The following is a 21,665-nucleotide window of genomic DNA, read 5'->3' on the forward strand; positions in this document are numbered from 1 at the left end:
CAAGAGGAGGCGCTTATATGCCAGAGCCTAAACGCTTAATCGAGCCAGAAGATTTATATAGGTACAGCTGGGTCAGCGATCCGGCGATTCATCCGGTTACATCTTCAGTAGCTTATGTGTACAAAGAAATCGATCAGGATAAAAATGATTATAAGACGCATATCCGCGTCGTAAGCATAGATGGCCGAGAGGATGCTTCATTAACGGATGGTCCAAAGGATTTTGCCCCGAGCTGGTCGCCAGACGGGCTGAAGCTCGGATTTTTGCGGGTGAACGAAAATGGCAAGCAGGTGTGGCTGGTAGATGTGAGTAACGGAACAGCTGTCCAGCTTACTTCGGCAAAGCAAGGGGTTGCCGCTTTCGTCTGGTCGCCGGATGGGAACACAATCGCCTATACGAGCCGAATCAGCGAGGAAGAATCGCAGGGAAAACGCTCGCAGGACGAAATTCGCAAGCTGGAAGGCCGCCGTGGCCGAAGCTATGAGCGGACGATTCCGAAAGCTGAAGGATCGGGCTGGTGGGACGGCAGATACAGTCAGCTTTTTCGGGTTGAGGTTGCAAGCGGAGCAGTGACGCAGCTTACGGCAGGTGCATTCAATGTGTCACAGCCTATGTGGACGGGAGATGGGAGCAAGCTTGCTTTTCTAAGCAAAAAACTCGATGATCCTAAGCTCGATGCCGATTTAATCTCTTATCAGGATTTGTTTACGGTCAGCGCGGCTGGCGGGGAGCTTTGCCGGATTACGAATTGTTCACTGAGCATCAGCGAGTTCAGCTTTTCGCCAGATGGCAGCACGATTGCTTTAATCGCCGAAGATCGCAAGTACGGCAGCGGAACACAAAGCAGCATCTACACAGTGCCGAATACTGGGGGAACTCCTGTTGCATGGCAGGGGACGGATGTTCAAGTCGGCAATTATATTTTGAACGACATGCGTACGGCTGCTGTTAGGCCTGGTCCGTCTTGTGCTGCTGATGGAACGGGTGTGTTTGCCATAGGTACTTATCATGGACAAGCCCAGCTTTACCGGTTCAGTGCTGGAGAAGAGCCAGCGGCGGTCTCGCTAGGAGAACGCGACATTTACCAGTTCGCCGAAACGGCAGACGCGCGCTATTTCATTGTGTTATCTATGGATGCACATGGATCGGGCGAGCTTTACCGCCTGGATCGGCTTAGCGGGGAAGAGCTGCGGTTGACGTCTTGGAATAAGGCGGCAATGGAGGAACTGGACATCAGCTATCCTGAGACATTCTGGTTCGATTCCACGGATGGCGACCGCATCCAAGGGTGGATGCTGCGCCCGCCAGCGCTCCCTCAGGGTGGAAAGGCACCGCTGGTGCTTGTCATTCACGGCGGCCCGCATGCGATGTACGCGCCAACCTACAGCCATGAGCTGCAAACACTTGCTTCCGCAGGATATGCTGTTCTCTATGTAAATCCGCGCGGCAGCTTCGGTTACGGACAGAGCTTTGCGCAGAGCTGCAGAGGTGATTTCGGGGGCGGCGACTACCGTAATTTAATGGACGCCGTTGACGTGGCGATCGAACGATTTGATTTTGTCGATGCTACGCGCTTGGGGGTTATGGGAGGAAGCTATGGCGGGTTAATGACCAACTGGATCATTTCCCAAAATAACCGTTTCCAAGCAGCCGTGTCACAGCGCTGTATTTCGAATTGGCTTTCCTTCTACGGGACGAGCGATATCGGCATTTCCTACACAGAAGGCATTGTGGGAGGGAACCCTTGGGAGCAGCAGGCATTGCTGCTGGGCAAATCCCCACTTACCTATGTGAGCAGCGTGAAGGCTCCGGTGCTCATTATGCACGGGGAACAGGATTTTCGCTGCCCGGTCGGGCAATCGGACGAGTGGTACACCGCTCTAAAGCGGCTAGGCAAGCAAACGAAGCTCATTCGCTATCCCGGCTCCAATCATGCATTCCTCAAAAGCGGCAAACCCTCTTATCGTGTGGAGGCGCTCCGTGAAGTGAATGCTTGGCTGGATAAGCATCTTGCCGCTGCTGGAGGAACAGGAGGAGAGCCCGATGAAGCATAAAATGCAGCTGCCGCTGCCGTTAGCTTTGCTAGTTGAGAACTGCCGAAGCAGCGGTGAATCGGATGCGCATATTATATCTTGCATTCGAAGCAGGGAGTTCTCATCCATTATGAATAGGACGGCTGAGCCTTCAATGGCATTCGTAGAGCGGGTTCAGCTTGCTGAGGAGCTGCATATTGATTTGGAGGTAGCTTTCCGCAGCGGCTATGAATTTGGTTTTTTGCATTTGAATGGTTTGAAGAAGCTGCTTCGGTTCCGCTTCAGCCTTCAAGCGGAGCGGGATTATAGCAGCGTGGATGATGGAGTGCGAGGCTTTGAGCTGGATGAGCACGCAGCAAAGGAGCTGCAAGCGCTTATTCATCGGCAGTGGCAGGTCGTTCAAGACAGGGAAGCAGATGAAAGTGGGAGAAGCTTGTTTTCCATTCATTTAAAGCAGGAATAGTAGTGATTGGGGTATGGAGGGAAGGGCAGCTGATTAGCTGCCTTTTTCTACGGAATGCGTTAATCCCGTCCCGCTTCATATAGCTTCTTCGCAAGCATGTGCGGCTCGGTTTTTGCGGTTGACAAATGGTCGCCATGCCCATATATAAGCCGGAATAAGCCTAGTCTGCTGGACATATGGGGATGCCAGCCATACATTTGATTATATTGAGGCATAACGTTATCTACTGTGAAGTACAGATAGCTTCTGGGAGTAGTCAGGCTGTAAAATTTTTTGAGATCCAGTTTTTCATAGGATGGGCCGGCGGGCTCTGGAGAAATTTGGCTGTACATATGTTTGGCCAGTCCTAGGCTTGCAAGATTGACAAAGGTTTCCCGAAAAAAAGGAAAAGGCAGCATAATCGTATCATCCTTGGAGCTTTCTCGCAGTTGTTGAAACAGGGCCTGGGCGGCGGGCGGGAACTCGTTCGCGACCATTTCTCCGTCATTGAGCACGAAGGCGTTGAAAAATACGAGACGTTTCAGGCGGTCCGGAACAAGCTCTGCCACTTTTTGAACTAATGAACCGCCAAAGCTATGGCCCACTAGGATAATTTGCCGCAAGTGATGGGCAATAATGTAATCTGCAATGGAGCGCGATAGCATCGCGTGGGTCACCGCTTTATTCGGGTCCTTGCCATGCCCAGGATACTCTGGCGTATATACCGTATGGCCCATTTTGCGCAATTCGGCGGCTGTTTCGTCCCAAAAGCTGGCATCCGCCCAAGCGCCGTGAATGAGCACAAAGGTAAGCGGCTGCGTAGGCTCTCCCGGCTGTGCTTTCACGTGCATCGAGGCATGATGAGGCTGGGCTTGCCAGCCATTCATCGGATACGTGCGATAGTGATGGTGATTATGGCTTGCAAAAGTAGCATGCATCTTCATATTCCTCTCAAACTAAGATGCTCCACTATATGCCCAGACTTGTAAATAGGTCAATGAACAGCAGGGTGAGCTACCTGTAGTAGCTCTGCTAGCCAGCTTCTCACTTAGCCGGAGCTGCAAGATGAGTATGAATATCTGCGATCATTCGTTTATATTCCTCACTAGCGGCTAGAGAGGCTACATAACGCTCCCATTCCTCAATCGTTGCAGCGCCCATAATGACTTTGATTTTAAATTGCGCCAGCTCATTGTTTAGATCGGCATATTTGCCTTGATTCCAAAAGCTGTTAAGCTGCGGCAAAGTCGTGTCAGCATAAGAGATTTTGCTCCATTCGGAAGCTGCTGCTTCGTAAGCGATCTGTACACTGGCAGGCAATGCTGCCACACTTTGGTTGCCTTTAAGCATATCTTTTTGCCCGAACAAATGATTGATGGCGGAATAATCAGCGGCACCAAGCTCGGCGATTGTTCCCCATTCGTTTTTCTCCGTCATTTCATAGCCGCGATTCAGCCAGTTCAGCAGCAGCTCAGGGTCGGTTCTCGACATGGTGCTAATGATGTACATCCCATTACCCTCCAGCTTCCAAGGGGCAATCCTTGGGCTTGCTGAAGTAGCCTGGATGCCTGAGAGCGGTACCCACACCGCTTGCCCGGTGGAAAGCTGAGCTGCCTCAGTGACGCTCATGGCAGCCAGTCCTGTGAGATTTTCGCTCAGGCGGACTTTCGTCTGTTCGCCGCTTCTAGCGGCAAATTCTTTGTCTAAAAGACCATCGCGATAAGCGCGGGCGAGCCATTTCAGCGCTAATGCTTGCTGCGGCTGGACGGCATGATCAACTAGCTGGCCATCTTTCATGGAGAAGCGGTCCGGGCTGCCTGTAAAAGCGTGCTCCACCCAAGATAATGTTCCGAGTCCGGCGTCATACGAATAGCCCGATAATCCGATTGTGTCCGGTTTGCCATTGCCATCCGGATCGCTAAACGTAAATTGCTTTAATACCTCATATAGTTCATCCATCGTTTTGGGCTGCGCCAGATTCAGCTTATCCAGCCAATCCTGCCTAATGGCTGGGAAGGGGGCGTCATGATGATCACCAGGGCGGGCAATGCCATAAAGCTTGCCATCAATGACTCGCCTTCCTCCGGCATTATTGCCAGCAAGCGCCTTTAAACGTGGAAAAGCTTCCAACTGTCTCGTCAAATCAATTGCCAGACTCTCCAGCAGCTCATCATTGTATTGGTACGGATCTTCCAGCAGCATAATGGAAGCGGGCTGGCCTGCGGCGAACATAACGGCCGTTTTTTGCTTATACAATTCAGGATCAGCCAATTGCAGGCGTACATCGACGTTCATATGCTCCTGCATATATTTGAGCAGCGGCATAGGTGGAGTTACCGTACCGTCATTTGGTCTTGTCATTACGCTAAACTGGGGGAGAGCTTGCGGATCGCTCACAAATGCAGTTCGGTTGAAGGCGTCCCAGGTGACGCTCAGACCGGCTGCTTCCGCAACGGTCCTCAGCGGCAGCCAGATCATTTTTCGCTCCAGATAAGGTGCGGATTTCAAAGGGCTAAGCGGTTTTTCACCCAGCTCAGCCTCCTTGCGATTCGCCCAAAATACGAGCTTAGGCTTGCGTGGGTGTTCAGCGATTAGCTGTTTTTCAGCTGCGTGCCAGGTTATATGGTAACCGAGCCCCTCCAGAAGCGCTTTTCCGGGAAGCATGATCGTTCCTTCTATCATTTGCGGAGGCAGGGGAAGGCTGACAGTCGTATTTTGAAAAGAGACGGAAACACGCGATTGCGCCGAATTATTTTCAGAAGCGGTATCGTCCGTCCATGGGCTGGACATGCTGGCAGAAACATCGGACACAGCGGTGAATGCGGTTACAGTGGCGACTAGCGTCAGGCCAGCGAGCTTTGTTGCGTGCAAGAAACGTCGTTTCATTAGTCATCCTCACTTTCGGTATAAATAATGGCAATAATTACTAGACGTAATTTAGGCCAAAAGGTTACCACTATATTCGAAAGCTTGGTCATTAAAGCGGATTAATGTGAATGAATTCCGATTAAATCGGATTAATTCGGATTAGTCTGTTGGAATCATGCCGAATAAATTTTATAATGGGAAGGGACAAGGCAAGTGCCTTTAAATATGTAGGAGGAAATGAATGATGGAAAGAGCGAAGGAGCTGTTCCTTCAGCATTTCGGCAGCTTTATGAGCATGCGCCGGGAAGGCGTGTATGAAGCGTACAAGCAGTTCGAGATTGATAGGGAAGTAGAAAATGAATGGATAAACGAATGTATAGACAGCTGCACGAAGCAATTATCGATTCGAGATTGGGAGGCGGCGTCCTCGCTGCTGGCCATTGTAAAGGTGCACAGTGACGAGCGAGTCCTACAAAATGTGGTTGCCTTTGTTATGAAGCAGCTAATGAGTGCGGACAGTATCGTCAAGCTAATGTATGCGGAGCATTTGATTGAAATGGTTAAGGCGATTCGTCCAACGATTTCCGATGCCATTCGATTTGAGTCATATGAAGCAGCGCTATATTTGCTGGAGGATATTATTAAAAAGCCGCTGGTCATTGATCCAGGACATGAGCTGTCGCTTTTTAAGCTGAGAGACAAGAGATCGCTCAACAATCGCGCGCAAATCAGCATAGACACTATTAAAAATGACGGATACTGGAAGGAATAACCACTTTAGAATATGTGTGGATAAAAAAATACGAATGCATAATTCGACTCAACGATGGAGGAATCACATTGAAATTCAGACCTTGTATAGATATGCATGATGGAAAAGTGAAGCAAATCGTTGGAGAGACGCTCAGTACGGACAAGCAGGCGGTCGTGGAAAATTTCGTTTCCAGCCATCACTCCGTTTATTATGCCGAGATGTTCAAGAAGGACGAGCTCGTTGGCGGACATGTCATTATGCTGGGCGGCGGCAACGAAGAGGAAGCGGTTCGCGCACTTCAGGCGTATCCGGGCGGCTTGCAAATTGGCGGGGGCATAAATGCAGGCAATGCGCAGCACTACCTTGCGCAAGGCGCTTCGCATGTTATTGTAACCTCGTACATTTTCAGTAATGGACAGCTCAACCGAGAAAACCTAGAAAGAATCGTCGCTGAGGTTGGCAAGGACAGATTAGTAATCGATTTGAGCTGCAAAGAGCGTGATGGCAAGTGGTATGTGGTGACGAACCAATGGACGCAGTTCAGTGATTTTGAAGTGAATGAGGCGAACATTCGGATGCTTGAGCAATTTTGTGATGAGTTTCTCATACATGCCGTTGATGTTGAAGGCAAGCAGAGCGGCATCCAGCAAAGCTTAGTGAAGGCGCTGGCAGAATGGGTTACAATTCCTTGTACTTATGCGGGCGGCGCTCGTTCGCTGGCTGACTTAGAGCTGTTCAAGAGCCTCTCTGGCGGGAAGCTGGATATTACGATCGGCAGCGCATTGGATATTTACGGAGGCGCATTGCCTTACGAGCAGGTTGTTGCTTACTGCCAGAGCTAATATGCGATCAACGACAAGGGGAGAATGAAAATGTGCCGAAATATTAAGCCTTTGTTTAACTTTGACCCTCCAGCAACGGAATACGAAATTATGGCGGCTTCGCTGCAATTTGTACGCAAAATATCCGGCTATAACGCACCATCGAAAGCAAATGAGGAAGCTTTTCGAATTGCTGTTGCAGAAGTCGCGGCAGCAGCGGGAAAGCTGATGGATTCGCTTGTGACGAATGCCGAGCCGCGCAATCGCGAAATTGAAATAGAGCGTGCCCGTGCTAAATCAGCCAAACGTTTTGGCATAGGCAACGAATAGAAGCATATATCAGCAGGAGATGGGGGGAATTGCAATTGTGCCTCTATCTCCTTTTTTGAAATATAGGAGTGGATTCGCGTATGAAATGGAAGGTTGTCGCTGATGGGAACCGTTATTTAGTTTGCCGTAAAACATGGCACTCGCCCGTATGGATGGGAATTGTCAAAAAAGACATTCGCAGTCTCACGATTAATAATCGCTCCTTTTCAGTTGAGGTGTTTGCCGACTGTTCGACGTCCCAGCTTGCGGAAAAATTGCTAAAGCTTGTGGAACGGCGTTAGATTAGCCGCATTTGAGATCAGCTGTAAAGAGGATTATAATGAAAGTAAGTTCGCGATTGTTTTACAAATGTGCGGTACACATTATCCTGATGAAAAGGGGAATTTTACATATGAATCCAACACAGCAGCAATTAGAAAATTATGCGGCATTGGCCGTTAGAACAGGTGTCAATGTCCAAAAAGGGCAGACGGTCGTTCTCATGACTCCGATAGCAGCGGCACCGCTGGCACGTTTGATTGCCGCCAAGGCTTATGAAGCGGGAGCCAAGCATGTACAAGTGGAGTATAACGATGAGGAGCTTACTCGCATTAAGTACAAAATGGCGCCGGAAGAGGCTTTTGGCGAATATCCAATGTGGCGCGCTAAGGCCTGGGAAGGGTATGTCGAGCAAGGAGCAGCGTTTATCACCATTTATTCGCCGAACCCAGAGCTTCTGAAAGGTGTGGATTCCAATCGGGTTGCGACAGCAACGAAAGCCGCTTCGACTGCGCTCAGCGGTTATCGCGCTGCGCTGATGAATCATTCGAACGCATGGACGCTCATTTCTTACGCGACACCTGAGTGGGCAGCTAAGGTGTTTCCGGATGTATCGCCAGAGGAAGCGGTGCAGAAGCTTTGGGAGAGAATTATTGAGGCGACACGCATCGGTCTGGAAAACCCGATTCAAGCTTGGAGCGAGCATAACGCCAAGCTGCTGCAAGTGGTGGAGCTGCTTAATGGCAAGCGTTATCGTCAGCTTCGCTATCAGGCGCCGGGTACGGACTTAACGATAGATTTGCCAGAAGGCCACATCTGGCTGGGCGGAGCTAAGGCAAATGCCAAAGGCGTGCTGTTCAATCCGAATATGCCGACTGAGGAAGTATTTACGATGCCGCATAAGGATGGCGTAAATGGCACGGTTCGCAGTACTAAGCCGCTTAATTACAATGGTCAGGTTATCGACGGTTTTTCCTTAACGTTTAAGGCTGGAAAGGTGACGGAGTATTCGGCTGAACAGGGCTACGAAGCGTTATCGCATTTGGTGGGAACGGATGAAGGAGCAGCGAAGCTCGGCGAAGTTGCACTCGTTCCACACAACTCGCCGATTTCCAACTCGAATGTCATTTTCTTTAATACCCTCTATGATGAAAATGCTTCCTGCCATTTGGCGCTGGGGCAGGCTTATCCGGTCAATCTGGCCGGCGGTACATCCATGTCGCCTGAGGAGCTGCTTGCACATGGGGCGAATCGAAGTCTTGTGCATGAGGATTTTATGATCGGATCGGCTGAGATGAACATTGACGGCATCACGCAGGACGGATCAGCGGAGCCTATTTTCCGTGATGGCAACTGGGCAATCTAATATTCAATATTCTAAAGCAAAAAGGAGCGGCCCCGATGCGGGTCGCTCCTTTTGTATTGAACGATAGACTATTTAGAATTTTATTTAGTTGCCGACCACATATTATTATGATATATTTATGTGGTCGGCAACTATATAAAGTAAAGGGGCTTTAAAAATGACAAAGTTATGGAATACTATAAAAGTCGGTAACTTAAACTTGCAGCATCGCCTGGCCTTAGCTCCAATGACTAGATCCCGTGCACTTCATGACGGGACACCGGGAGAACTTAGTGCGGTATATTATGCGCAACGCGCTTCACTGGGCCTGCTCATCAGCGAAGGTACGCAGCCTTCAGAGGATGGCCAAGGTTATTTGTATATACCGGGTATCTATTCGGCTGCACATATAGCAGGCTGGAAGAAGATAGCCGATGAAGTTCACCAAGCTGGCGGATATTTAGTCATTCAATTAATGCATGTGGGGCGCATGTCGCATTCGGAAAACACGCCACATCATCGCCAGCCGGTTGCACCGTCTGCCATTGCACCCAAGGCACAAATGTTTACTGCAACCGGAATGCAGGATATTCCCGTTCCGCGCGAGTTAAGCCTTGAAGATGTCAAGGCGACCGTTGAAGATTTCCGCAAGGCAGCCGCAGCCGCCATTCAGGCTGGAGCGGATGGTGTGGAGATTCATGGGGCAAACGGTTATTTGATTCATCAATTTATTTCAGAGAATGCAAATGTACGAACAGACCAGTATGGCGGATCGATTGAAAATCGCGCACGTTTTGCCATTGAAGTAGCGACAGCCGTAGCAGAAGAAATTGGAGCTGAGCGTACAGGCTTCCGTATCTCTCCTGGAGTTCCACTGGGAGACCTTGTTGAGGGCGATAAAGGGCCGGAAGTATACAAATACTTGATTTCAGAACTTGCCAAACTTAACCTGGCTTATCTTCATGTCTTGCATAGCGGCAATGAAGAGACGCTTCGTGAAATTCGTTCAGCTTGGCCGACTGTGCTTATGGTTAATCGTCCGAGCCGCCCTCTGGAGGAACTAAGCCGAGACGTTGATGCAGGCCTTGCAGATATCGTATCGGTAGGCACTTGGGCGCTTGCCAATCCTGACTTTGTGGAACGTTTGAAAATAGGCGGTCCTATGAACGAAGCTGATCCGTCCACCTTTTATGGTGGTGACCAACGCGGCTACACGGATTACCCTGCAATGAATTGAATTCAGATCTAAATGGATGTGTATGGCTTACGCCATTTTATAAGTGACGGACTATGGTGTGGCTTGAACTTTTTAATTCGTCAAATAAAGCCAAAAACAGACCATGTTAAGCAACTGCATCTTTACAATCGAGGGGTTATCCACTACCCTTGAATAATCAGTAAAGTAACTGCAGGAGGTTAAGTTAAACATGGATGGGATTGAGAATGGTTTATCCGAAGGATTGCCCAAAGAAGAAATGCAAGCGATTCAACGGTTCCCAATAAATTTTGCTATCTTTTCCCTAGCCAGGTCCCATCGGGGTTTGGCTGCACACTTACTACGCGACATAGGCTTGTACGCTGGCCAGGAAATTATGCTTATGCAGTTAGGGGAGCAGGATGAGCAATCGCAACAAAGTCTGGGCTTCACCATGCGACTGGACCATTCGACAGTGGCCAAATCGGTTCGACGCCTGGAGGATGCGGGATTGGTCACTCGTTCACGCTCGCCAAAGGACGGGCGTGTTACGCTTGTAAAACTAACTGAAGTGGGCCGCGAGCTTGTAGCGAAGTCCACCGCCGTTTGGACAGAAATGGAAAGGATAACGTCGAAAGGGCTTTCGGAGCAAGAAAAAGAGCTGTTAATCTCTTTATCGCAAAAGATTTCAGCTAACATGGAAAGTAAAATATAATGCCGTCATGACGCATGTCCGAAATCCCCAATCGTGCTGCATTTCTCGCAATGAAGTCAGCTATCGTGTACGGCAAATTTTAGCCAAGAAATAGAGATTTAGGAGATTGGCGCATTAAAAAGAGCATGCTCGATACGGAGCATGCTTTTTTTTGTTGCTTAGTTACGTTCAATATGCTTGTAGATTGCTTCATCTTTTGACTTGACTTGTCTATCCATATAGTTCGTTTAGATGCTCGATATGAGACATTCCCCATGTATTCATTGCCTGCAATTCCGAGGCGAGCATTTTTTAGTGATGTCAGGCAATGCTAGGATAGTTCTAGTATTTTTATGGTAGATAACATAACGTTAAATTCATTATTGACAGTGAAAAAGGGTAGTGCTATTATAATAAAAACCTTTAATGTTAGATAAGTTAACATTAAATCATAAAAGCATTACTCTTGTATAAGCCCATTAATAAGGAATGGGCGTTTCTACAGGCAACCGTGAATTGCCTCAGGCTACAAGAGACTGAAAGCGACTAAATTTTCCTGTTTAGCAATGCCCTAGGGCTGATTGCAGCAGGGAAATGAAGCTGAAGTCTCTTAAGTCTGGGGTTTTTAATTAGAGAAATTTAAGGGAGAGAAGCGCATGAGCCTCACAAACACCAGACTGTCCGATTCCATTGCTAATGCCAGAACGGTCAAAATTCAGAAAACGAAGGATACCTTTTATGACTTCAAACTTTATCCGTTCGGAGAGCGGGGAACGTATATTGCACCGGAGCTTATAAATGAAATTACCGATAATTTGGCGGAGAGCATTCAGGAGCATTTTCAGGATTACGATTATATCGTATCGCCAGAGCCCGGAGGTCACACATGGGGGATGCTTGCGGCGTATAAGCTGCTGAAGCCGATTAACATTTTAAGGCTGAGCACGGATTTATATAAAGATATTCATTTGGAGGCTAAGCGCGAAACGGCGTACAACGAAAATCGCATTTGCTTTGACGGCTTTCAGGCAGGCGACCATGTTCTGCTCGTTGATGATGTAATCAGCTCCGGTGCAACGATTCGCTCGATTGCTGCCCAAATCGAAGCGATGAGCGTCAAGCTCGTCGGCGTGCAGGCGATTATAGCCAAAGGTGAGCATTACCGCAAGCTGGAGGAAGACTTGAACGTTCCGGTATGCATTCTTAGCCAAGTTTAATTGTAACGCGGTATAAACAGAGAGCCCATACACGCTTTAGTCAAAGCGGTTAATTACGATAAAGAGGTGGACAATATGACAATTATGGAGCAAAACACGAGGGCGGCAGCTAAAAAAAGAGAAGAAAGCGATTTGCCGCGGAATTGTACCTTTTCCCCTGAGGATTGGCATGTATTGGCGCAATATTGGTATCCGATCGCGATTGCAAGCGAGATTGCAGATAAGCCGGTTGCGGTAACTCTGCTTGATATGAAGCTCGTCTGTTACCGCAGCAGCGACCGGGTTGTCGTCGCCCGTGACCTTTGCTTTCACCGCGGAGCCCCGCTAAGCAAGGGCTGGATTGAAAATGGCGAAATCGTGTGTCCTTACCATGGTTTCCGCTACAATTGCGAAGGCAAATGCACGGCGGTGCCCGCGCATCCCGATTCGCGTATCTCTCCTAAACTAAAGCTCATCACATATCCGGCCGTAGAGCGTTACGGCTTGATTTGGACATCGCTGATGTCCTTGGAGGAAAATATTCCGGCATTCCCCCGTTGGGATGATCCCGATTACGTAAATATTTTGCCGCCGAGCTTTGATATTGCTGGTTCTGCTGGACGCCAAATGGAAGGTTTCCTGGATGTGTCGCATTTTGCTTATGTGCATACGGAAACGTTCGGCGACCGCAACAACACCGAGGTGCCGCAATATAAGGTAAAGCGGGAAGGGCAGGAGCTGCTTGCGGAATATTGGAGCACCGTCAGCAACTATGGCAAGGGACAGGATAATCCGGCTCCTGATGACTTTATGTGGCTGCGTGAATTCCGTGTATTTCCGCCGTTCTCTGCATCGCTCACCGTATATTTTCCAGATGAGGGGAAATTAAATATTTTAAACTGCGCATCTCCGGTATCGGCCCGATATACAAGGCTTTTCTGCCCAATATCGCGTAATTTTGATAAAACTGCTCCGATTCAAGATACGATTGATTTTAACCTAAAGGTGTTCCAAGAGGATGCCGAAATGGTCGAAGCACAGACACCGGAGGATTTGCCGCTCGATCTCCAGGCTGAAGCACATATTCCGGCAGACCGGACCTCGATTGCTTACCGCCAGCTGTTGACCGAGCTGGGTCTTGGCAAAAACTACACGTCTTAATACCTTTATATAATAAGATTTGTTATCGAGTAGGAAACAAGAGCTGGCCTTCGGGGCTGGCTCTTTTCCTTTTTTGTGGCGAGTTCATTTGCGATTGTGCTTTTTTGAGCAAGAAAGCAGATTTTCCGCTGCTGCTAATGATAAAGTAATAGAGAATGAGATTTGATGCCGACTTTGGAGATGACAACTTGAGAAAATTGAGTCTTTATTATTTCTTTTATTATTTGGCTGCGTCATCCTTTGGTCCTTACATTAGCATTTATTTAAGCGAGAAGGGAATTAGCCTCATAAGCATTGGCTTGATTTTGTCGATGCTTTCGCTTACAGGCATCCTCGCTCAGCCGATTATGGGGATTTTAAATGATCGATTATCTGACCCCAGACGTATTGTGCTGCTATGCCTGCTGTTCATGCCTTTATTTGCTTTTGGCTATTATTATTTTGATACGGTCTTTGCGCTGTGCCTGGTGTCTTTCTTCTATGCCATGTTCCAATCGTCCTCTGCTCCTTTGAGCGATGTGCTGACGGTTGAAATCGCTAACAGCCAAGGCTTCTCCTTCGGCAGCATAAGACTATGGGGTGCGCTGAGCTTTGCGCTCGGCTCGTTCATTACCGGATTCGTGTATGGAAAAATCGGATATGGCGCCAGCTTTATTAGCTACGCTCTGTTGATGGTATTGGCGCTCGTTACGTTCTATACCGTCCCATATAAGGCAGTGACGAGAGCTAAAGTGTCCTTGAAGCAGCATGCTTCGCAAATCTTGAAGCACCAAAGCTTTTTGACTTTTGTGCTGTTCAGTTTTCTCATCGCTACGTCGATTGCGATTAATTTTAACTTCCTCCCGATTTACTTCAAGGAGGCAGGCTTTGATAAAGGCTGGATTGGGGCAGCCTACAGCATTGCCGCCATTATTGAGGTTCCAATGTTCTGGTTCGCGGTTAAGCTGCATAGGCGCTTTGGCTTAATTCCAATGATGATGCTGGCGGCTCTATGCTACAGCTTGAAATGCCTCGTTATGGCTTTCTCTACTCAGGTGGGGCTGGTGCTTGCCGTGCAGCTGTTTGATGGCATCGCCTTTGCGTTCATGGCAAGCGCTTCGGTTGAGGTGATTAACCGCTATGCGCCGAGCTATGCCAAAGCGACGTATCAGACCTTATTTGTGGCGCTTACTTCCGGCATTGGAGGCATTATCGGCAGTGCCTTGGGCGGTATGGTCATTGCGCATTGGGGCGTCAACCGGTTGTATTTGTTGATGTTCAGCTTGTGCTTTATTGCACTGGTCGGTTTTACGGCAAGGCGCAGGCAGCTTGAGCCCCGCTCTGACGGGTCGGTAAACCAAGAAGGAGAAATGATTCCTTCATAAAAAATAGAGCAGATGCCCGGAAGCCAATCGGGGCTTGCTACTTCGGGCTACTTCCGAAAGCATCCGCTCTCGCCATTAGGGCTAATTCTTTGGAGCCGAAATCATAGCTTTCAGGTTGTCTTCCTGGTACTTGTCCATACCAGAGAAAACGGCAGTATAATAAATATTGTCCTGCTTCCACAAGTAATAAGGCATCGTAGATGATAAGTAGATTTGGTTTTTGTCTTCATAAGCCGAAATTTCGACGCCATTAATCTCCAGTTTCCGAGTGAGCGTGAGCTTGGAGCTGTCGAAAAGTGGCTCCTTGCTCTGATAAAGCGAGAAAGTATCCTCTATATTATAGATTGAGGAATCGTGCGATGCGCGATAGGTTGTCCATAGAGCGTCAGTCGCTTGTCTGAACGCATACTCCGTATTCTGATCGCCTGCCCTAAGTAATATCGAACCGCTCAGCTTAAGCCCCGACAATTCCAAAGGGATTTTCACCGTAAAGTCGAGAATGTTTTCCGCCGCAAGCAAATCCTTTTCATCATAAAGAGGAAACGAATTTCCAGCTCCATCGTAGCGGACATGCTTAGCCTCTTGCGGTATAACAAAGGATTTCACCATTTTTGTGAGCTCTTCTTGCGAAATATACTCGCTATAATAATCGATTGCGTACCATATATTGTCATCCTGCCAGTAGAAGCTTGTACCCGTTTCTGGCCTTTGCTTATCGCGTCTATTATCCGTGAATAAAGTGCCTTTGACATCGCCGATCGTCATCGTTTCCTGTCGGTACTGAGGAGTCTCGTTTGCACTTTGGGGATATTGAGCCGCCCCCCGTAATTGATTGTGCTCCAACAAATTGCCATTTCCCATAGAAGCTTTGACTTCTATAATTTGTTTGTTTTTTTTGCCAAAGTTAGATACAAAAGTAAAGGATGCTACATCAATAAGATCGTCATCGTTGGCGCTGGTGAAATTTTTAGAATATAATACATTCTCGAACTGATAACCTTCAGGAAGATAATCCGGTATTTTAAAGTTATATTTCGGAAAATCGAGTGCCCGATCGAGACTATGAAACCATCTGAATGAATCGTTGTACATAGGATATAGATCGAAACTAGGGTTTGCTGCTTGAGTAACCATATCGAGCTCGGCACCCTTCTCTGGATCCGACGCATTGGTAAGCAAGATGGCGCTCAAGACAATAACCGAGAGAATAGCAGCGGCGGAGAGCTTGTACGAACCTTTTTTAAACTTGGCGATCATTATCATTCTCCGTTTTGCTTCATTTTTGTTGTCCCCAAAATACGATAGGTTGACCCGAGAAGAGGGGGAATGGGAAAATAAACGCGACAGCATGAGTAAGGTTCTGCCATAGGACAAAGCTTCACGCTCGCCCAGTGCTTCAAGAACACGCGCGTCGCAGGCCACCTCCTGATCGGCTTTCATCTTTCTTACGGAAAGCCACACCAACGGGTTGTACCAATGCATTCCTACGGAAAGAGTCCACAGGGAGTTGAACCATAAGTCCTTACGTTTGTAGTGGATGAGTTCATGCATCAGGATATGCGTTAGCTGGTTTGAATCGGCGATCGTGCTAATATCCTCGGGCAAATAAATCCGCGGCTTCCATAAACCATAAAGACAAGGGCTACGAAGATGGCTTGTTTCATAGACGTATATTCTTTTTTTTATGTTCAGCTTCTGTTGGCACACCTCAAGAGCCATGAGTACTTCAGCTTCCTCGATTTTCACTGAGTTTCCGACTATTTTCCTGAAAATCAGCACGCTAAACAGGTAATATCCACCCAAGCATAGAAGCCCTACAAGCCATACAAGCGAGCCTATCGATAGCCAAGTCATTCCATGCGTGCTTTCTGAAATATGGTCTTGAGAAGAACGTGTTGGGACTGAAGATTCTGTTTCGTCTGCTTGGTTCGTGATGAACTTGGGAGGCTGTTTATTTATATCCATATCATTGGAATTAATTTCCGTGTCAGTGCCGATCTTAGTAAAGGGAGTGAGCTGCGTACTCTTCTGAACTGAATTCCATTCCAGCGGGAACGTTTGCGGCAGCACATTAAACAAGCTTAACTGACTCTGGGGAGCAATGGGAACCAGCAGCTTAATTAACACAATAAACCACAATATATGGATAACTCTAGGTTTAAGGTGCTTTTGGAACAGCTTCCTAATCAAGAGTAATATGAATAGGATTACCGTCGATACCGCTGACGCAGTGAACAGAAGAGAAAAGACTGTTTCCAGATACTTCATAGCTTCTTCTTGTTCTCCAATATTTGTTGAAGCTCCTCAATATCTTTATCCGATAGTGTCTCTTCTTCGAGAAATTTTGCGCACATCATCCCTACTGCTCCTTTATAAACTCTATTCAGAAATGAACGATTCTCGGCCTTTAAGTATTCATCATGCGAAACCAGCGGATAGTAGAGGTAGTTCCGGCCGGACTTTTCGAATCGAATCGCTTTTTTCTTGTGAAGCCTATTCAGGAAGGTTTTAATCGTCTGATCCGACCAATGCATTTGTTGGGTTAATTTGAAAATAATCTCACTGGCGGACAAAGGCTCCTTTTGCCAGAGGAGCTTCATCACTTCGCTTTCGGCCTCGGTAATGTGTGGGGACTCGTGCATCGTATTCACCCTTCTTTATTTTATTTGTTTACACCTGTAAACGATATGTAAAGTTTACAGGTGTAAACGCAACGTGTCAAGATTAAATCGTGATTTCCGAAGTAAGGCCTGTAAAGACAGAAAAATAAGGCAAATACGCTAGCGGAGCTTGCATTTAGCGCTTATTTGAAGGACAATGGCTTCATTGTTCTGGAAACGATTGCATTAATGCAAGAGACTGAGCTCTGTACGGTTGACTGTTAAGGCGGGCGATAGCGGAAACGTGGCATAATGAGCCGGAATGGATGTCACAGCTGTGCAGTGGATTAGAGCAGTGGATTAGAGCAGTCGCTTAAGGAAGCAGAAGCTTCCTTCGGAAAAGAAATTGATTAGAGGGAGCTGGTTTAGCATGAACATTTTAATTACAGGCGCAGGGCGAGGACTTGGCTATGAACTGACGAGCGAGGCGCTGGAGCGCGGACATTCGGTTGTCGCGGGCGTTCGATCGCAAAATGAGCCTAATGAGAAGCTGTCGGCACTTGCAGAAAAATATGGTGAGCGGCTATCACTTGTGGAGCTGGATGTCACAAATGAGGAAGGCATTGCAGCGCTCGCTTCACAATTGAAGGAGCAGAACGTGAGCCTTGGGGCGATCATCAATAATGCAGCGATTCTCAATTCTCGAAATACACACATCGAACAGCTGGATTTTAAGGAAGTGGCACTGACGATGGATATTAATGTATATGGGCCTATGCGTGTCGTGAAGCATTTGCTGCCTTTATTAACGGAGAAGGACGCTGCCATTTTTAATATTTCTTCTGAAGCGGGCAGCATTACGCATGCTTATCCAGGCGATTATCCTTATGCGATATCCAAAACAGCGCTCAATATGTTCACGCAGCAGCTTCATGTATATTTGCAGAAGCGGGGCATTCAGGTGCTCAGTATTCATCCCGGCTGGATGCGGACGGATATGGGCGGTGGAGAGGCGCCGCTGGATGCGAGCCATAGCGCGCGCGGCATTATTGGGCTATTGGAGCAGCGCCGCACGCCGGACGGCCGCTTTATGTTCGTTGATCATGAAGGAAATTCAATGCCGATCTAGAAAGTCGGAATTGGTTGTTGACAAATAACGGATATCAGCTATACTAGCATTAATTATTTGGTATGCGTAACTGGCGAAAACGTAGAGCACTACGGGGGAGCGCATATGTCATAGCAGCCGTTCGCCTGGGCAAAGTATTTGGTCATCTGACCAAATACTTTTCTATTTTAAGGAGAGGGCAAAATGAAGCAGACGAGAAATGTAGCAGTGTTAGTTTATGAGAGAGTGGATACACTTGATTTTGCTGGTCCATTTGATATATTCGCCATCTCAAGTGGAAAGGACCGAGATTTTAACGTATACACGGTTGGCGAGACGAAGAAAGCTTTGCTTACGCTTAGCGGAATTTCGATCACACCGGCGCATAGCTTCGATGATTGTCCTGTTCCTGATCTATTAATTGTTCCTGGTGGCATGGGATCGCGTACGGAGATGCATAATGAGAAGCTTACGAATTGGATTCGCCAAATGGCAGAGCATGCTGAGCTTATTTTATCTGTATGCACAGGAGCGCTGCTGCTGGCCAAAGCTAATTTGCTGGATGGATTGCGGATTACAACGAACCGCCGGGCGCTTGATTTGCTTCGTGAGCCTGCGCCTTCCAGTGCCGTGATTGTTGAGAACGTGCGTTACGTGGATAATGGAAAATTCGTTATGTCCGCAGGAGTGACGGCTGGCATGGATGCTGCACTTTATGTCGTGGCAAGGCTGCACGGTCAAGAGCGGGCTGAGCAAACAGCAGCTATTATTGAATATGATTGGCATGAAGAGAAAGGACAAAACAGCCTCCACTTGGCAGTGTCTGCCTCAAAAGCCGAGCTTGAAATGAAACAGGCTACATCTGATGATCTGGAAGCGATGCTTCGTTTATACAAGGAAGCAGCCCGCTGGATATATGAGGCGAAGGGCTTGCGCCAGTGGAGCGAGGATTCTTTTACAATGGCATATTTGGAGAGATTTATTAGGGAAAAAGAAGTATTCGTCGCTTACCTGCAGGGCGAGCTTGCGGGCTGTTTTTCGGTCGAATGGGGTGACGAGCCGATTTGGGGAGAGCAATTTCATACGGATGCCGGTTATGTGCATCGGCTGGCTGTAGCTCGCAGCATCAAGGGGCAAGGTATTGGCGGTCAACTGCTCGCTTGGTCGGAAGCCTATATTCGCGGGCGTGGAAAATCCTGGATGCGGCTCGATTGCATGGCAGCAAATCCGTCACTTAACGCCTTTTATGTCAGCCAAGGCTTGACTTTATGTGGCAGATACGATGCAGAGGGCTGGAGCGCAAATTTATATGAGAAAAAGCTGTAACCGTCTATGAGGGAGAACTACTAATGCAGCCTCAATAGGGTGAACGGTTGCGGGTACACAAAAAGGAAGCGCTCGACTTGCCTATGCAAGATGGGTTCAAGCGGCGCTTCCCAAAAAGCAGACAGATAATGAGCAATTAAGTTATTATCCACTATAAGAAGCTTCTTTATACCAAGCAGGAAGGTTTATGCATTCCCTGATGACTGCTTTGCCTCGGTTAAGTAATAGAGAAAGGCAACCACTGGCAGAGAAATACCGATCAGGGAAGCTAAAGCCCATCCGCCATAAGCATAGGCCCATCCTCCCAAAAAGGACCCCACGGCTCCGCCGATGAAGAAAATGGCCATGAACAGCCCATTAAGGCGTCCCCGCATCTCACTGCCTAGCGAATAGATAACGCGCTGGCCCAATACAAGATTTCCAGACACTCCCATATCCAAAACGATAGCGGCAACTAGCAGTAACGCCAGAGCGGCGAAAGAATCCCCACGCACGAGATAGGCAGTTAAAAAGGAAAGGGCAGAAACCGCAATCGCGATGCCGCTCAGCCATTTAGTCAAGCCGCGATCAGCCAGTCTGCCGGCAATAGGTGCCGCTACAGCGCCTGCTACACCAGCGAGAGCGAATAAAGCGATGCCTTGCTGGGTTAAATGAAAATATTCAGATAAACGCAGCGGAATGACGGTCCAAAACAAACTAAAGGAGCCAAATAAACAAGCTTGATAAAAGGCGCGGCGACGCAAACTAGGCGTTGCTTTCAATAGCGAGCCTAAAGAGCGAATCAATGCTCCATATTGGAGGGATGGTGCTGGTTTCCGCTGTGGAAGCGCACGGGATAGAACAATTGCGAGCATTGTAATCACGATAGCAGACAAAATAAAAACGGCTCTCCAGCCCAAGTATTCCGTCACGAGACTGGCTAAAGGACGAGCAAACATAATGCCTAGCAGCAGGCCGCTCATCACATTGCCCACAACACGTCCGCGCTGATCCTCCGCTGCCAGGAAAGTGGCATAGGGTACGAGAATTTGCGCAGCAACCGAGCCTATTCCTATAAATAAAGCTGAGATCAGAAAAGCTGCTGTATGAGAGGCGAATATAGTTCCGATTAGCGCGATAATGACGACAACTAATGAGGTGATGACTAAACGGCGATTTTCAATCAGATCACTGAGCGGGACGATAAATAATAGACCGATAACGTAACCGACTTGAGTTAGCGTTACAATTAACCCTGCTGCCCCTAGCGGTATTCCGATGGAGGCGCTAATCGGCCCGATTAACGTCTGGGCATAATAAAGATTTGCCACGATGAGGCCGCAAGCAGCGGCAAGAAGAAACATAAGCCAGTTCGGAATGGATTTGCCCTTGGATTGTGAGTTGTTCATAATTCATGCCTTCTTTCCGTTCAAATGGATGATGTCAATCCTTTTTTTCTTTATGGCCATATTATATACTATACGTACAGTATTTAAAATGTTTTTTTTCAACGTGCCCAAAATTTTATATAATGTAAAGAAAGTCCACTAAAGGAGCTATGACCATTGCATACAAAAAGAGGGAGACCTCGTAACGTTGAAGCGGAGCGTGCTATTTTAACAGCCTCCTACAACCTGCTGCTTGAAATCGGCTTTGGCGGCGTTACCGTTGAGAAAATTGCCGAGCAGGCACAGGTGAGCAAAGCGACGATCTACAAATGGTGGCCTAATAAAGGAGCCGTTGTGATGGCGGGTTTTATGTATGCCATATCTGCTAGGCTGCCAATACCGGATACGGGTACTGTATTTGAAGATGTTTTGCTGCATGCGACTAATTTATCCCGATTTTTAACGAGCCGTGAAGGAGCGGTCATTACGGAAATTATCGGAGAGGGGCAATTTGATGCGAAGCTCGCAGTCGCGCTGCGGGAGGAGTATGTCCGTCCGCGCCGCTCCGAAGCAAGGCAGCTGCTCATGCGAGGGGTAGAGCGCGGGGAACTAAAGCGGGAGCTAGATATAGAATTGGGTATTGATTTGCTTTATGGACCGATTTTTTATCGCTTGCTAGTTACAGGGGACGGGCTGGAGGACAGTATCATTAAGTCCTTAATAACGGGCGCTTTCGAAGGAATCAAACAAGAGAGGGTGGAGTAGACTGCCAGCACAATGGGATGAGAAGCTTGCTGTAATCG

At 48.0% G+C, this 21,665-nt stretch carries 20 protein-coding genes, 1 pseudogene and 2 riboswitches; of the genes and pseudogenes, 16 read left to right on the forward strand and 5 right to left on the reverse strand.

Annotated features, from left to right (window positions below; translation table 11 throughout):
• Window positions 1–17: 17 nt before the first annotated feature.
• Both ACSR9A_RS02880 and ACSR9A_RS02885 read left to right on the forward strand, forming a co-directional pair.
• Entirely contained in the window at window positions 18–2,054 is a 2,037-nt protein-coding gene (locus tag ACSR9A_RS02880; RefSeq protein WP_473755497.1) for a S9 family peptidase, read from the forward strand.
• Window positions 2,044–2,496, forward strand: coding sequence for a hypothetical protein (locus tag ACSR9A_RS02885; protein ID WP_473755498.1), 453 nt, complete (start codon window positions 2,044–2,046; stop codon window positions 2,494–2,496). Before ACSR9A_RS02880 ends, ACSR9A_RS02885 begins: the two co-directional genes overlap by 11 nt.
• Before the next feature lie 59 nt (window positions 2,497–2,555).
• Here ACSR9A_RS02885 and ACSR9A_RS02890 read toward each other — a convergent pair whose 3' ends face one another.
• Together ACSR9A_RS02890 and ACSR9A_RS02895 are read right to left on the reverse strand one after the other, a co-directional pair.
• Window positions 2,556–3,413 carry an alpha/beta fold hydrolase gene (locus ACSR9A_RS02890; RefSeq protein WP_473755499.1) on the reverse strand — a complete coding sequence of 286 codons (858 nt, stop codon included), beginning with the start codon at window positions 3,411–3,413 and terminating at the stop codon, window positions 2,556–2,558.
• A 106-nt stretch (window positions 3,414–3,519) separates the two neighbouring features.
• Complete coding sequence (locus ACSR9A_RS02895) at window positions 3,520–5,361, reverse strand: extracellular solute-binding protein (protein ID WP_473755500.1); 1,842 nt, start codon at window positions 5,359–5,361, stop codon at window positions 3,520–3,522.
• Window positions 5,362–5,584: 223 nt separating this feature from the next.
• Between ACSR9A_RS02895 and ACSR9A_RS02900 the strand changes: the two genes are divergently transcribed.
• The 10 genes from ACSR9A_RS02900 (at window position 5,585) to ACSR9A_RS02945 (ending at window position 14,461) form a co-directional block, all read left to right on the forward strand.
• Entirely contained in the window at window positions 5,585–6,115 is a 531-nt protein-coding gene (locus ACSR9A_RS02900) for a hypothetical protein (RefSeq protein ID WP_341282661.1), read from the forward strand.
• Between the two features lie 68 nt (window positions 6,116–6,183).
• Entirely contained in the window at window positions 6,184–6,939 is a 756-nt protein-coding gene (hisA, locus tag ACSR9A_RS02905; RefSeq protein ID WP_473755501.1) for a phosphoribosylformimino-5-aminoimidazole carboxamide ribotide isomerase, read from the forward strand.
• Window positions 6,940–6,969: 30 nt separating this feature from the next.
• Window positions 6,970–7,248, forward strand: coding sequence for a DUF2277 domain-containing protein (locus tag ACSR9A_RS02910; protein WP_341282663.1), 279 nt, complete (start codon window positions 6,970–6,972; stop codon window positions 7,246–7,248).
• A gap of 80 nt (window positions 7,249–7,328) precedes the next feature.
• Entirely contained in the window at window positions 7,329–7,529 is a 201-nt protein-coding gene (locus ACSR9A_RS02915) for a hypothetical protein (protein WP_473755503.1), read from the forward strand.
• A 110-nt stretch (window positions 7,530–7,639) separates the two neighbouring features.
• Window positions 7,640–8,872 carry an aminopeptidase gene (locus ACSR9A_RS02920; protein WP_473755505.1) on the forward strand — a complete coding sequence of 411 codons (1,233 nt, stop codon included), beginning with the start codon at window positions 7,640–7,642 and terminating at the stop codon, window positions 8,870–8,872.
• 157 nt (window positions 8,873–9,029) lie between these two features.
• Window positions 9,030–10,088 (forward strand): alkene reductase, encoded by a 1,059-nt coding sequence (locus ACSR9A_RS02925; protein WP_473755506.1) that lies wholly within the window; start codon window positions 9,030–9,032, stop codon window positions 10,086–10,088.
• Between the two features lie 190 nt (window positions 10,089–10,278).
• Window positions 10,279–10,761 carry a MarR family winged helix-turn-helix transcriptional regulator gene (locus ACSR9A_RS02930; protein WP_341282667.1) on the forward strand — a complete coding sequence of 161 codons (483 nt, stop codon included), beginning with the start codon at window positions 10,279–10,281 and terminating at the stop codon, window positions 10,759–10,761.
• Between the two features lie 425 nt (window positions 10,762–11,186).
• Window positions 11,187–11,289, forward strand: a riboswitch (purine riboswitch).
• Between the two features lie 107 nt (window positions 11,290–11,396).
• Window positions 11,397–11,957: a phosphoribosyltransferase gene (locus tag ACSR9A_RS02935; protein WP_473755508.1), complete on the forward strand. Its 561-nt coding sequence runs from the start codon at window positions 11,397–11,399 to the stop codon at window positions 11,955–11,957.
• Between the two features lie 84 nt (window positions 11,958–12,041).
• Entirely contained in the window at window positions 12,042–13,097 is a 1,056-nt protein-coding gene (locus tag ACSR9A_RS02940; protein WP_473755865.1) for a Rieske 2Fe-2S domain-containing protein, read from the forward strand.
• A 188-nt stretch (window positions 13,098–13,285) separates the two neighbouring features.
• Window positions 13,286–14,461: an MFS transporter gene (locus ACSR9A_RS02945; protein ID WP_473755509.1), complete on the forward strand. Its 1,176-nt coding sequence runs from the start codon at window positions 13,286–13,288 to the stop codon at window positions 14,459–14,461.
• An 81-nt stretch (window positions 14,462–14,542) separates the two neighbouring features.
• Here the strand turns inward: ACSR9A_RS02945 and ACSR9A_RS02950 are convergent, their stop codons facing one another.
• Entirely contained in the window at window positions 14,543–16,729 is a 2,187-nt protein-coding gene (locus ACSR9A_RS02950) for a M56 family metallopeptidase (RefSeq protein WP_473755510.1), read from the reverse strand.
• The gene (locus ACSR9A_RS02955; RefSeq protein ID WP_341282671.1) at window positions 16,726–17,103 is read right to left on the reverse strand and encodes a BlaI/MecI/CopY family transcriptional regulator; all 378 of its coding nucleotides are present in this window, start codon (window positions 17,101–17,103) and stop codon (window positions 16,726–16,728) included. The genes ACSR9A_RS02950 and ACSR9A_RS02955 overlap by 4 nt, the downstream gene beginning before the upstream one ends.
• Window positions 17,104–17,491: 388 nt before the next feature.
• Here ACSR9A_RS02955 and ACSR9A_RS02960 point away from each other — a divergent pair, with 388 nt between their 5' ends.
• The 3 genes and pseudogenes from ACSR9A_RS02960 to ACSR9A_RS02970 form a co-directional block, all read left to right on the forward strand.
• Window positions 17,492–18,190 (forward strand): SDR family oxidoreductase, encoded by a 699-nt coding sequence (locus tag ACSR9A_RS02960; RefSeq protein ID WP_473755511.1) that lies wholly within the window; start codon window positions 17,492–17,494, stop codon window positions 18,188–18,190.
• Window positions 18,191–18,246: 56 nt separating this feature from the next.
• Window positions 18,247–18,328: riboswitch (ZMP/ZTP riboswitch) on the forward strand.
• 45 nt (window positions 18,329–18,373) lie between these two features.
• The gene (locus ACSR9A_RS02965) at window positions 18,374–19,495 is read left to right on the forward strand and encodes a GNAT family N-acetyltransferase (protein WP_473755513.1); all 1,122 of its coding nucleotides are present in this window, start codon (window positions 18,374–18,376) and stop codon (window positions 19,493–19,495) included.
• A pseudogene (locus ACSR9A_RS02970) lies at window positions 19,495–19,608 on the forward strand (DNA mismatch repair protein MutT); the annotation flags it as partial. The gene ACSR9A_RS02965 and the pseudogene ACSR9A_RS02970, both read left to right, overlap by 1 nt.
• 72 nt (window positions 19,609–19,680) lie before the next feature.
• Here the strand turns inward: ACSR9A_RS02970 and ACSR9A_RS02975 are convergent.
• Entirely contained in the window at window positions 19,681–20,883 is a 1,203-nt protein-coding gene (locus ACSR9A_RS02975; protein ID WP_473755514.1) for an MFS transporter, read from the reverse strand.
• A 156-nt stretch (window positions 20,884–21,039) separates the two neighbouring features.
• On the opposite strand from ACSR9A_RS02975, the gene ACSR9A_RS02980 reads away from it, so the two are divergent.
• Window positions 21,040–21,627, forward strand: a complete 588-nt coding sequence (locus ACSR9A_RS02980; RefSeq protein WP_473755515.1) for a TetR/AcrR family transcriptional regulator — start codon at window positions 21,040–21,042, stop codon at window positions 21,625–21,627.
• The last annotated feature ends 38 nt before the right edge of the window (window positions 21,628–21,665 follow it).

The organism is Paenibacillus sp. R-74696, from assembly GCF_055814915.1.